The sequence below is a fragment of the Maribellus sp. CM-23 genome (assembly GCF_021354595.1).
GTDB lineage: Bacteria > Bacteroidota > Bacteroidia > Bacteroidales > Prolixibacteraceae > Draconibacterium.
This window is the reverse complement of the sequence record NZ_JADWYJ010000001.1, coordinates 1,580,782-1,594,492: the sequence shown is the minus strand read 5'-3', so window position 1 is coordinate 1,594,492 and position 13,711 is coordinate 1,580,782. Positions and strand designations below refer to the sequence as shown.

The window sequence follows — 13,711 nt, the reverse complement described above, 5'->3', positions numbered from 1 at the left end:
TTATTGATCATCTTATGGCAACAATATTAAATATAGAAACATCTACCGAAGTGTGTTCGGTATCGCTGGCAAAAGACGGTGAAACGCTCTTTCTAAAAGAAAGTACGGAAGGACTGAATCATTCGCAATTACTGACGGTGTTTATCGAAGAGCTGTTTGTGTCGGCTGATTTTGACAAAAAAGAGTTGGATGCAGTGGCGGTTAGTAAAGGTCCGGGATCTTACACCGGGCTTCGCATTGGTGTATCGGTGGCCAAAGGTTTGTGCTATGGCTTGAACATTCCACTAATTGGTGTGGGCTCCATTGATGCGATGGGGCATTATGCCGCAGAAAATGTTGCCGACTTTTATACGGGAAGTAATGAGAATCTGCTCTTTTGTCCGATGATTGACGCCCGCAGAATGGAGGTTTACACCGCCATTTTTGACAAAAAAGGAGAAGTGACTCAGCCGGTGTCGGCAGAAATTATTGATGAAAGCTCGTTCGGCAGCTTGCTGGAAGAAAATAAGATCCTGTTTTTTGGTAATGGGGCAGAGAAATGCAAAGCGGCGTTAACCCATCCCAATGCTGTATTTGAAGGGCCGGCGAAAACATCGGCACGGTTTATGCAAAAACTCTCGGAAAATAAGTTTAACCAGCGGGAGTTTGAAAATGTTGCCTACTTCGAACCTTTTTATTTAAAGGACTTTGTGGCAACGATCCCCAAGAACAAAGTATTAAAATGAAACAAAGTATTCTGATAATTTTCCTGTTAGTTTTTGGCTTCTCAAAGCTGGAGGCCAAAGAGGAGCATCTCAGTTTTAACCTGAAATTTGGTTTTCTGAAAGGTGGAGAAGCTGAAATGATCATCCGCGATACGGTTTATAACGGTAAGCCCGCCAAACATTACCACGTAATGGGGCAAACCACCGGGTTGGCCGAAAAGCTGTACGGTGTTTATGATATCTATGAAACAACAGTTGATGCTGAAACTTATCTTCCGTTAAAAACCATTCGGAATGTTAAGGAAGGTAGCTACAGACGCTACAATGAAACCTTCTTTTTTCACGAGAACGACTCGATTTTTAGCCAGCGAAGCGGTGGCCGAAAAGTCCCTGAAAACCTGGTGGATATTATCTCGGTGCTATTCTATTTTATGCACAACCAGCCATTCGAGAACCTGGCGCCTGGCGATGGAGTTACTTATCCAACGATTAATGCGGATAAGATTTCGGATATAAACGTAAAATTCCTGCGCGAAGAAGTAGTGGAAACCGACATTGGCAAAATGAATAGCTATGTTTTGAGTCCCACTGTTGAAAAAGGGAAGGTGTTAAAAAAGGCCGACGGCGTTCGTTTTTACATCTCGAAAGAAAAAAAAGTACCTGTTTTCATCACTTTTGAAATGCGCGTAGGCGCACTAAAAGCAGTATTAAAAAGCTATAAAATTGACGGAGTGGAGCAAACGACCCGTTAGTTTTTTTTATAAAAATACAGGCAAAAATTACAGAAGGGGTTGATTTTTAATTGATTTGATTATTTTTGCAGCACTTTAAAAAACAAGATAAATTTTGAATATGGCTTCTACAGCAGATTTTAGAAACGGATTGTGTATCAAATTCAAAGATGATATTTATACGATTGTATCATTCTTGCACGTAAAACCCGGCAAAGGGCCGGCTTTTGTTCGCACCAAGCTTAGAAACGTTAAATCCGGAAGGGTAATTGAAAATACCTTTAACTCGGGGGTGAAGGTAGAAGAAGTTCGTGTGGAACGTCGTCAGTACCAGTTTCTGTATCGCGACGATATGGGATTGAACGTGATGAACAATGAAACTTTTGAGCAAATCTCTATCCCGGAGGCGATGATTGATAACAACGACCTGATGAAGGAAGGACAGATGATTGAAATTCAGTTTCATGCCGATGAGGAAGTTCCGTTAACTGCAGAAATGCCTGAAAAAGTGGAGCTTACCATTGTTAGCACCATTGAAGGTGAAAAAGGTAACACGGCCAGTTCAACAGCGTTGAAACCTGCCACTGTTGAAACAGGAGCCGAAGTAATGGTTCCGATGTTTATTAACGAAGGTGATGTAATCCGTGTGAGCACCTCCGACCGTTCATACAGCGAACGTGTAAAACAGTAGTACGCCGTTTATAACGATATATTTTAAACCGGTTTTGGGATTCCAGAACCGGTTTTTTGTTGGCCGAAAACTTCTTAGTGCTTACTTTCATCCAGCAAATAAAGGTATTCTTTGAGTCCGGAGGTGAAAGCCCAGGAATTTTGTGCGTAATTGTGGCCTGTTGTTACGATTACAAGCTCCAGTTCAGGAACTACATAGATAAACTGGCTTCCCCAGCCGTTTCCCCAAATACACGGGTATGATTTGTGTTTCGACTCTATTAGAATATTCCACCATAAATAGCTGTATTGATCTTTCTCAATACCGGTTTCAACATAAGCGGTTGTAGATTCTTCGATCCATTTTTCACTCAGGATTCGCCGGCCGTTGAATTGACCTTTTTGCAATATCAGTTCTCCTATTTTCAGCATATCGCGGGGACGTAAACACAAAGCGCCCGACATGAGTGGATAACCGTTTTGTTGGTAGTCCGACCACTTAACCGATTGAATATTCAAAGGCTCAAAAAGGTATTTCATTGCAAACTTGTCGGCAAACATGCCAGTTTTTCGATGAATCACAGCTCCCAGTATTTCGGTATTTCCTCCGTCGTATTGGAAGACTTCCCCGGGTGTACGAATGATTTTCCGGTTCAAGCAGAAGTTCAACCGGTCTTCGCTTTTTGTCAGTTGGTCGTCTTTACTTTCGCAACCCGATGTCATGCTTAGTAAATGTTCGAGAGTGATTTGATTAAATAATTCGGGTTGATTGTGCCGGATTTCAGGAAAGATATCCGCGATTTTTTCGTCTGTTCCACTTATCTTTCCCTGATCGATGGCTATGCCTGTTAGCAGAGAAGTTACACTTTTGGTAACCGATTCAACAGGATGAAGATCTTTGGCTTGATAGCCCCAAAAGTATTCTTCGCAAAAAAGCTGGTGATCTTTTGAGACCAGTATTGAATTAATTCTGCCGAATTTGCTTTCCGCTATTTTGGGAATGATCGAGTCCAGAAAAGCTTTCTCTCCTGGTGAAAGGGCATTTGCGACTTTCAACCCATCTTTATTTTCAGGAGGTGTTTTCCATGAGTAGGTAAAGCCCGTTTCTTGTGAACCGGGAAGTGCATCGATCAGGAAAGAATGAATGTTGTCGTTTTTTATCAGCGACACTGAATCAAAGGGCTCCCCCGGGCAGCTAAAACCTCCTGAAACGATTGAGTTGCCGATGAGTTTACCCAGATAGGTGCACTCCCACATCGGCACAAAAAAGCGGATTTCTGCTTTCTTGAAATAAACAGAGTCAATCTCAAACTCCGAGTCGTAAAAACCATTGTGCGTCCAGAATCCGTGGGCGGTAAGGGTATGATTGTTTTCATAGAATCTCACATAAAACTTTCGGTTCTTGTTTTCGGGGTGAGGGCCTTCCCAAAAACCGTAAATAGCTGTGGTATCCTGATGGCAGGAGTTGGCAAGCAACAGGGTGACAATGATAAAAGAGAGAATTTTCACCGTTTCTGATTTTTATTGAAAAGTTACAAAATCTGCGTTAAGTCAGGCCCTTTTTTCGATCAGTAGCTGGAATGCGGTGATGAACAACAGATTTTGGTTTTAGTGAGCAAAGTAGTTTGTAAGTTGCAAATGAAATTATAAATTCAAAACCATAATTTTACCAGTAATAGATACCAACGAGCCTGAATTTTGAGAATCTTTTGGATCATATTGTTTTTTATACTTCCGCTGGCCGGCTTAACGCAGGTTAAAAACACGGGTATTCCTAAAATCCGAAGCTTTCCCAAATCGGAGTACCTGGCCGGAACACAAAACTGGGGAATTGCACAAGATCCTGATGGGTTTATGTATTTCGCGAACAACGACGGGTTGCTTCGCTTTGATGGGCTGAAGTGGGACCTTTTTAATGTCCCGGGAACTTCTCCGGTTCGCTCGGTTTGCGTGGATAAAAAAGGGACTATCTACATTGGATTGGACGACGATTTTGGCATGTACGAAACCAATAGCGAGGAGGGCCCTTTTTTTAGGAGTCTAAAAGAGAAGCTGGATGCGGACATTGCAGAAACAGATGTGATCTGGAAAATATATGAGACCCAGTTCGGAATCGTTTTCCAATCGTACCAATACATTTTTATTTACCGCGACGATGAGATTTGGACAATCAGGCCTCACAAAGCATTTGATTATTCATTTTATGTGAACAACCGCTTGTTTTTTCATGAGTCGGGCGTTGGCTTGTTTGAATTGATCAACGGCTTTGTAAACAAAGTGCCGTGGGCCGATGAGCTTATAAATTCAGAGATACTTTCCATTGTTAGTTTTCACGACAATCATCTCCTTATTGGAACAGCGCAGGATGGCTGGTTTTATTATTCAAACGGGAAGCTGGAGAAGTGGGATGTTCCGGTTAACGACCTTGTTGAGAAGTACAAGCTTTTTTGTGCCGTTAAAACCGATGAGGACCATTTGGCAATTGGTACGATTCTGAATGGTGTGCTGATTGTTACTTCGGATGGGAAAGTAGTTCAGCACATTAACCGTGAAAAAGGGCTTCAGAATAACACTGTTTTAAGTCAGTTTCGGGATAACTCGGGAAATCTGTGGTTGGGGCTTGACAACGGGATCGATTACATTGAATTGAATTCTCCTTTAAGTTTTATAACAAGTTACGATGGAATCAGCACCGGCTATTGCTGTCTTGTTTATAAAGACAACCTGTATCTGGGTACCAACCAGGGGCTTTTTGTCAAGCCCTTCAATGCAATTGGTAACAATACCCGGGAAAAATTTGAATTGATAGAAAATACCGAAGGACAGGTTTGGTGCCTTGAGGTGATCAACAATCAGCTGCTTTGCGGGCACCATTTAGGAACTTTTATAATTGATGGAGCCAAGGCCCAAAAAATAAGTGAAGAGGCTGGAGGCTGGAAATATTTGCGGCTATCCGAAGATTCAACCTTGATGGTGGGAGGCCACTACAATGGACTTGTTTTATTTCAGGATTTGGGCGATGGCTGGAAGTTTAAAGCGAAAATAGCGAATTTCTCGGAGTCAAGCCGGTTCCTGACACAAGACCAGGATGGCAATTTATGGATGAGCCATGGCAGTAAGGGCGTTTTCCGGGTTGGCTTAAGTTCTGACAAAGACTCAGTAAATACTGCGGTGTTGTATGATTCGGGGAGTGGCTTGCCGAGTGATGACCAAAACCTGTTGCTGGCAATCAATAGTAACTGGTACATCTCAACCTTCGATGGTTTGTATCAATACAATAAGGTGAATGACCGGTTTGAAAAGAATGAGGAATTAAATACGCTTTTCGATGTTCGTGATCAGCTAAAGTACGTGACCGTGGATGATCAGGAAAATATCTGGTACATAGCCGGAGAAGACGCCGGATTGTTGCACAAGAACGATGATTTCAGTTACAGTAAGATAACGGCTCCGTTTTCGCAGCTCAGCGGCACGTTTGTCGGTGGCTTCGAATTTTTGTATGTACTTGGTAACGATAACGTGTTTTTTGGAATTGAAGACGGCTTTGCGCATTATTCATCGCGTATTGTGGCGTCTTACAATGTGCCTTTTAAGTGTTTTATTACCGAAGTAGAGGTGCCTTTTCTTGATTCTGTGATCTATCCAAAAGATCGAAGTCTGACTTACGAATTTCCATTCAACAGAAATGCGTTTCGTTTTTATTTTGCCGCTCCTTTTTTTCAGAACTCCGCGCAATTGCAATTCAGTTATTTTATCGATGATTATTCGGATAGCTGGTCGCCGTGGTCGCCTGATAATTACCGGGATATTACCAATTTGTCGGAGAATGAATACGTATTTAGGGTGAAAGCCCGAAATGCCTACGGAGCCGAAAGTGAAGAAGCCCGGTTTTCCTTTGTTATTGCTCCTCCGTGGTACCGCTCGCTGCTGGCGCGTTATCTCTATCTGCTATTGTTTATTGTCACGGTTTTTGGTATTACCTGGATTGTGCGGCGAAGATTTGAACGGTCAAAAGAAAGGGAGTGGAAGAAACACCAAAAAGAGCTGAAAAAGACAGAAAAGGAATTCCAGCAACAGGCTCTGCTGGCTGACAAGGAGATAATCAGGCTCAGAAATGAAAAGCTGGAAGCTGAAAAGATCTACCTGGATAAAGAATTGGCAAATCAAACCCTGAGTCTTGTTCAAAAAAACAAGTTCCTGTTAAAGATCAACCAGGAATTAAAACAGATTGCGGAACATACCGACGATAGTTCTGTGAAAACAAAAATGGCTGTGCTTAAAAAGCGTATCGATCGTGAAATAGACGGGCAGCAGCAAAAGAAAATATTTGAAAGCTATTTCGAAGAAGTGCATGCCGATTTTTTTGATCGCTTAAAAGAACAGTTTCCACAGCTTTCTCCCAAAGATTTGCGTCTTTGTGCCTACATCCGAATGAATATTTCAACCAAGGAGATCTCAACTTTAATGAATATTTCTGACCGCGGGGTTGAAATCAGCCGCTATCGCCTGCGAAAAAAGATGGAGCTTGCACGCGATGTGAATCTCTCTACTTTCCTATTGAATATTTGATGTTATGAGCTTTGTGTTGTATAACACATGATGTCTTGTCGTATTAAATACTACAAGTTTCGCTTAGTTAATGTGCTCGATATTAGCTGTTAGTGATTTTTGTGATGTGTTTTTGATGTAATGAAAAAACACAAATGAAGTATTTATGAGATAGGTAATTTTTTGCGCGTACGGAAAGCAAACTTCAAATTTGGCAGTAACGAACGAATCAGGGGATTCAGTATCAAGGCGAAACAAGCAAGTGATATTCCCCCGGGTGTATTGTCTAATTGAACAAAACTAAGTAATCTATGAATGTAGTAAACTATTCAATTAAAAACTCCAGGCATGATTTTACAATTTGATCAGACTATGGGAGAGTTTTGTCCTCGGCAAGGCTTATAATTTTAGCGTACATCATTTTACAAATTAACATCAAACTTTTATCTATGAAAGGAAAACAAATGATGAGAAAAATTCTCATGTTGCTTTTGGGGGCTGTTATTTCTGTGGGTCTGTTTGCCCAGGAAGTTGCACTCAAAGGTGTGGTTACTTCGGCTGGCGATAACGAGCCTTTACCCGGAGTTACGGTTGTTGTAAAAGGTACCACAAACGGTACTGTTACTAATATCGACGGGATTTATCAACTATCGGTCTCGGCCGATGCTATCCTTCAGTTTTCGTTTGTAGGAATGAAAACACAGGAAGTAGCTGTAAGCGGAAGAACAGAAATCAATGTTCAGTTGGAAAGTGCTGCTTTCGATGTGGACGAAGTGGTAGTGGTTGGTTACGGTGTTCAGAAAAAAAGCCTGGTAACCGGTGCGATTGCGAAAGTAGATGGCGATGAGCTGAAAAAATCATCAGATATGAGGCTAACGCAAGCCTTGCAAGGAAAAACCGCCGGCGTTGTTATCGCTGGTAATTCGGGGCAGCCTGGCGATCAGGTTTCAGTGCGTATCAGGGGGATTGGTACCAATGGCGATGCCGAACCCTTGTATATTATTGATGGTTTGCCCATGAGTAGTGCCGGAACAGATTTTCTGTCTTCGGGCGATATCGAATCCATTGAAATTCTGAAAGATGCAGCTTCCAGTGCAATTTACGGTGCACGCGGTGCAAACGGTGTTATCTTAATTACCACCAAGAAAGGAAATGCCAACGAAAAATTCACGGTGTCGTACGATGGTTATTACGGTGTTCAGAATCCATGGAAAAAGCTGAATCTGTTAAATGCGCGTGAATACACTATGCTTACCAACGAAGCTTCTTTGAATGGTAACGGAACTTTGTATTTTACCAACGAAGAGCTGGCCGGGTTTACGGCAGATACCGATTGGCAAGATGAAATGTTTAACTACGATGCTCCCAAGCAGAATCACTCATTTTCATTTACCGGAGGTACCCAAAAAACAACTTATTCATCGTCGTTTAATTATTTTAACCAGGAAGGTATTGTTGCCAAAGGAAAATCAAAATACGAGCGGTTTAGTATTCGCCTGAATACCAATTCTCAGTTTGGTTTCTTTAACCTGGGAACAAATGTCAATCTTGTTCGGGTAAACAGCAAGGGTATTGATACCAATGATCATTTTGGAAATGGTTTGGCACAGGCTATCAACATGCCCCCGATTGTTCCGGTAACCAACAGCGATGGTTCATGGTCAACGCCCGAGCAGTTCGGCATTGGATTGCAAGAGATCACAAACCCCATTGCCTTGCTGGATCAGCTCAACCACGAAACAAAAACAAGCAAGTTTATCGGCGGCCTTACCGGTACTGTCGATTTTGGAAAACTGGTGGAGGCATTGAATGGTTTGACTTTCAAATCGTCCTACAGCGGCGAATTGGCATTGGTTGACGGAAGAGGGTACCGGCCTTATTATTACCTGGATGCACTTCATTTTACGATTACGGATGAGGCAAGCCGGCATATGGAACTTTATACCCGTTGGAACTTTGAAAATGTATTGACTTACGATAAAACTATTCAGGATCATCATTTTACTTTGATGGCCGGTACTACAGGTTTTAAGAATCAGTATGATAATGTGGGTGGAAGTAAGAAGGATGTAATTTTTGATGACTTGGGACATTCATACATTGATAATGCAACCGATCCGGAAAGTATGAACGTTTACGGTGGATTCTCGGAGCATACCGTTGCTTCTGTTTTCGGTCGTTTAAATTACGACTATAAAGACCGTTACATGTTCGCAGCTACGCTCAGACGCGATGGTTCTTCCCGTTTTGGATCGGAAAACAAGTACGGTTATTTCCCGTCAGTCTCGATGGGCTGGGTGCTTTCCCGCGAAGAATTTATGGCAGGCTTGGCTGACAAACTGGATCTGTTAAAAATTCGTGCCAGTTGGGGGCAAAACGGAAGCGAAAACATCGGAGACTTTGGCTATACTTCCATTATTGGCAACCAAAACATCTACTATTTTGGCGACAGTAAAACCCAGTACAACGGAACGCAACCCACCCGAATTGCTAACCCATCGTTGAAATGGGAAACTTCAGAACAAACCAACGTTGGTATCGACATGGCAACGCTGGAAAACAGTTTACGCGTATCTCTTGATTACTACGTAAAAACTACAAAGGACTGGTTGGTAACAGCTCCTGTTCCGATGTTGGTGGGTAACTCGGCTCCAACCATCAACGGCGGAAAAGTTCGTAACTCAGGTTTCGAAGCAGAAGTAAGCTACCGGAAAGAACTAGGGAAATTGTATGTAAGTGCGTCTATCAATGGTGCTTATAATAAAAACGAAGTACTCGATATCCAGAATGCAGAGAAACGCCTGCAGGGAGGTGACGGTGGTTTTGGTCAGTCGGGAGTATTGTATGCAGCTGTTGGGACCCCAATGGGAATTTTCTGGGGTGCTAAAACCGATGGTATTTTCCAGACCGTAGAAGAAGTCAATGCATACACCAATGATGAAGGCGGACTGATTCAGCCAAATGCCAAGCCGGGAGACATTCGTTTTGTGGATGCAAACGGTGACGGACAGATTTCGGAAGACGACTACATGGAGTTGGGATCTCCTTATCCTGATTTTACAGGAGGTTTGAACCTGACACTTGAATACGGAGGCTTCGATTTTACGGCTTTTCTGTATGCAGCTCTTGGACAGGAAGTATACGATGCAACCCGTCGTTACGACATGAACGGAACCAACTACCGCTCAGATTGGCTGAATCGCTGGACAGGTCCCGGAACATCCAATGAATATCCGCGCGTAACTTTTGTGGATGATAATCAAAACATGAAAACCGTGAGCGATTTCTTTGTTCACGACGGAAGTTTTGTAAGGCTTCGGAACGTTACCCTGGGGTATACCTTACCCAAAACTGTGACCAGCTACCTGAAAATAGACCGCGTCCGTTTTTATGTGTCCGCAGAAAACCTGCTCACATTTACCAAGTACGATGGCTACGATCCTGAGATTGGTGGAGGTGTATTTAGCAACGGTATCGATCATGGTATTTATCCGCAGGCACGCACCGTGCTCGGAGGTGTTAACATTACTTTCTAAGCGTGTTCTGAATGATCAACTATTTAAAATTAAAACAGATGAAAAACAAAACAATATATATTCTGAGTCTCGTTGCTTTGGTTTTCCTGCAAGTATCTTGTTCAAAAGATTTTCTTGAACTGGAACCGAAAACCGGGCAGGTAGAAGCCAATTACTACCAGAACGAAGAACAGGCCCTGCTGGCTGTGGCTGCCGTGTACGATGCTTATTCAGTACAAAACTGGCAGTTTGTTCCTACGATGTCTGATATTTTCTCTGACGATGCTTTTTGCGGTGGTTCAAACATCAGCGACATGAGTCAATGGCAAGACATGGAGATGTTCAAAATGGAACCTGAAAACAATTCTGCTTCTGACCTGTGGAACCGGTGTTATTCGGGAATTTACCGGGCCAATCTTTACCTGCAAAAACAGGAAAATGTAACCTGGGAAACGGAAGGCATGAAAGAAAGACTCGAAGCAGAAGCCTTGTTTCTGAGAGCCTATTTTTACTGGGACCTTGTTCGCCATTATGGCTATACTCCAATCATCACCGAGGTGTTGCCTTCGGTAGAAGATTACAAAAATCTTCCGCAAAATACTCCGGAAGAGTTGTTCACGCAAATTGCCGACGATCTCTTGAAAGCTGTGGCAGTTTTGCCGGTTACGGTTTCTTCTGAAGAAACAGGTCGTATTACAAAAGGCGCTGTTCAGGCATTAATTGCACGAATTTACCTGTATCACGAAGGTTTTGCAAAACCGGTGCTGGGCGTTGGTAACTGGTCGAATGGAACCACCACTATTGATAAAACGTACGCACAAAATGCGCTGGAAGCAGTAATTACCAGTAAAGCATATTCTTTGGTGTCTGATTATGCCGAATTGTGGAGCTGGGACAACCAGAACAACCAGGAGTCGATACTGGAAATTCAGTATTCAGAGAAAGCAAAATCAGGCGACTGGGGAGGTTGGAACATTAACGGTAACTTCTCAAGTGTTTGGGTGGGGCCTCGTAATCCGGATGGCGACAATGGAAGAGTGTTCCCCGGATGGTCGTTCTCGGTTCCTTCCTGGAGCTTACAGAATGAGTTTGAAAGCGGCGACCCTCGAAAAGATGTAACGCTGTACAACGCTGAAACCAAATTGACGGAGTATACCCGGGCCTTTATGAATACGGGATATTTCAACAATAAATACATGGCATTGAATGCTTACATCGGCTCGGGGGGGGACAATAGTCACAATTTCCCACGCAACTTCATGGATATCCGCTATGCCGATGTTCTGCTGATGGCAGCTGAGCTCTACCTGACCGACAACCCTTCAAAATCGCTGGAGTATTTCAACGAAGTTCGCACCCGCGCAATGGGAGCCGAAGCTGCTAAGTCGGCAATTACTCTCGACGATATTTATCATGAACGTCGCGTTGAATTCGGTTTGGAAGGACTGCGCAAATGGGACCTGCTGAGAAGAGGAAACGACTACGCAGCACAAAAAATCAATGCCAGCTTTAATGTGCCGGGCGACGTTCCAAATCCTTCTCATTTCACACCGCGTACGTTCAAAGCCGATACCTGGGGAATGTTCCCGATACCGGCCAGTGAAATTCGCAATACCAACCAGGGAGTATTACAGCAAATGGTTCCTGCTTACAAGTAGGCCGCATGGTTTAATCTTTTAAAAGGACAAAAATGAAGAATAAAAAATATTTCAATTTAATGTGGCTTTTCGCGCTGATTGTAATGTTTGGCTGCGAACCCTACATGGAAGATGGTCCACAATCGAGTACCAATCTTCCACCCGATCCTTCAACAATGGACTTCTCGATTACCCCGGGTGCCGATGCTTTCCATTTTAAAATCGATCTGGTTAGCCCGCAAGTTATTGGAATCAGTGCTGTAAGTTTTAATCTGGGAAACGGATCAACGGTCAAGTCATCTTCGGCAACTGCCTACTATCCGCTTCCGGGCGATTATACCATTACCATGACCATTCTGACCAATGGAGGTAGCAGTTCAATTACAAAAACACATACCACCACCGAAACTGATTACGCAATCTTTACGGATGATAAGTATGTTTTTCTGACTGGAGGTGCCGACAACGCAGAAGGTAAATCGTGGGTGTTGGATGCTGAAATTCAGGGGCACTTGGGTGTAGGCCCTGCAGGAGGGAACCCGTTGGAGTGGTGGTCGGCTCAACCTTTTGTTAAATCAGGCACTGGCGCTTATGATGATGAGCTGATCTTTAATCTGAATGGATTTAAAGTAACCTACGACAACCATGGTGTCAGTTATGTAAAAAGTTATATGAAAGACGATCCGAATCTCGCATCGTTGTACAAAAATCCGCGGCTGAATAAGGATGACTGGGACGTAGATTATGTTACGCCGGTAGAAGGGACCTGGTCGATTAACGAAAAATCGGATGGTTTTTATCTGCAGTTTTCATCGGATAAAAGAATTTTCCCGGGATTGGACGTGGGAGCGGCCAACAATGAATATAAGATTCTGAATATCACTGAAAATTCACTGGAGTTGATATGCGCAAGTGCTTATGAAGATTGGACCAGCTGGCACTTCTTATTGAAACCGAAGAATTACGAGCGTCCAAAGATCGAGTATACAATTGATGTGCAGGCTGCAAGTGGAATCAATGCTTACGAAGTTCATTTTACAGTGAATAACATTCCTTCAGGGCAAAGCATCGACAATATTTCAGTTGATTTTGGAAACGGAACCGTGCAGGAATCAACGGATGTTAACGAAGTGTTCACCAATACCTATATGCGTAAGGGGACCTATACCATCACGGTTACTACAACTACTTCGCTGGGAGTTGAAACAAAAACACAGACCCTTGAAATAACCGAAAACCATCCGGACTACGAAGAATTCCTGTTGGATGAAATGGTGATGTACAATGATTTCAGTGAGGTGATTATGGCAGCGGTACAAGGTCAGGACTGCGCTGTTGAAGCAGTTGACAATCCAATGCGCCTGTACCCGAACAAGAGTTCAAAAGTCGCTTTCTATTCTAAAACAGATAATCCGTGGGCCAATGCATTTATGCAACTACCGTCGGGCTATCGCTTCGACTTGCGTCAGTTGAGCACCTTTAAAATGCAAGTTTATGGTAAAGCGGGCGATGTTGTTTTATTGAAGCTAGAGAATACCGATTGGGGGGGAGACGCCTGGATGTCGGGTGTTGAACTGACTTATGCTATTCAACAGGATAATACGTGGGAAGTAGTGGAATACAACTTCAAAGGAATCGCAAACAATGGCTCTGCTGGTGGTTTCTTTACAAACGACGTAACAAATCCCGATGCCGCGGTAAGCCACGATTTTTACAACGTAATTCGCATTATGCTCAATCCCGGAAACGGAACAGGAACACATGAATTTTATTTTGATGAGTTGGCAGGCCCGCATGTTGAGGGTATCAAATCTGCTAAGGTAAGATAGTGCTTGGGTAGATAGAAGAGGGGAGATCTTCTCTCCTCTTCTTCATCTTTAAGATTACTTCAGTTAAAAAGGAAAAAG

8 protein-coding genes are annotated in these 13,711 nt (G+C 43.1%); 7 read left to right on the top strand and 1 reads right to left on the bottom strand.

Annotated features, from left to right (window positions below; translation table 11 throughout):
* Positions 1-14 precede the first annotated feature (14 nt).
* The 3 genes from tsaB to efp all read left to right on the top strand — a co-directional run bounded on the left by tsaB (position 15) and on the right by efp (position 2,126).
* The gene (gene tsaB / locus INQ51_RS06295; RefSeq protein ID WP_233377028.1) at positions 15-725 is read left to right on the top strand and encodes a tRNA (adenosine(37)-N6)-threonylcarbamoyltransferase complex dimerization subunit type 1 TsaB; all 711 of its coding nucleotides are present in this window, start codon (positions 15-17) and stop codon (positions 723-725) included.
* Complete coding sequence (locus INQ51_RS06290; RefSeq protein ID WP_233377027.1) at positions 722-1,456, top strand: DUF3108 domain-containing protein; 735 nt, start codon at positions 722-724, stop codon at positions 1,454-1,456. The genes tsaB and INQ51_RS06290 overlap by 4 nt, the downstream gene beginning before the upstream one ends.
* Before the next feature lie 100 nt (positions 1,457-1,556).
* Positions 1,557-2,126 carry an elongation factor P gene (gene efp, locus INQ51_RS06285; RefSeq protein ID WP_233377026.1) on the top strand — a complete coding sequence of 190 codons (570 nt, stop codon included), beginning with the start codon at positions 1,557-1,559 and terminating at the stop codon, positions 2,124-2,126.
* Between the two features lie 74 nt (positions 2,127-2,200).
* Here the strand turns inward: efp and INQ51_RS06280 are convergent, their stop codons facing one another.
* A complete protein-coding gene (locus INQ51_RS06280) occupies positions 2,201-3,613 on the bottom strand; it encodes a serine hydrolase domain-containing protein (RefSeq protein WP_233377025.1) in 1,413 nt (470 codons plus the stop codon).
* A gap of 189 nt (positions 3,614-3,802) precedes the next feature.
* Here INQ51_RS06280 and INQ51_RS06275 point away from each other — a divergent pair, with 189 nt between their 5' ends.
* From INQ51_RS06275 to INQ51_RS06260, 4 genes are all read left to right on the top strand, one after another.
* Positions 3,803-6,673: a triple tyrosine motif-containing protein gene (locus INQ51_RS06275; protein ID WP_233377024.1), complete on the top strand. Its 2,871-nt coding sequence runs from the start codon at positions 3,803-3,805 to the stop codon at positions 6,671-6,673.
* A 443-nt stretch (positions 6,674-7,116) separates the two neighbouring features.
* Positions 7,117-10,188, top strand: coding sequence for a SusC/RagA family TonB-linked outer membrane protein (locus INQ51_RS06270; protein ID WP_233377023.1), 3,072 nt, complete (start codon positions 7,117-7,119; stop codon positions 10,186-10,188).
* Between the two features lie 38 nt (positions 10,189-10,226).
* Positions 10,227-11,825, top strand: coding sequence for a RagB/SusD family nutrient uptake outer membrane protein (locus tag INQ51_RS06265; protein ID WP_233377022.1), 1,599 nt, complete (start codon positions 10,227-10,229; stop codon positions 11,823-11,825).
* Between the two features lie 32 nt (positions 11,826-11,857).
* Positions 11,858-13,633: a PKD domain-containing protein gene (locus INQ51_RS06260; RefSeq protein WP_233377021.1), complete on the top strand. Its 1,776-nt coding sequence runs from the start codon at positions 11,858-11,860 to the stop codon at positions 13,631-13,633.
* Positions 13,634-13,711: the final 78 nt, after the last annotated feature.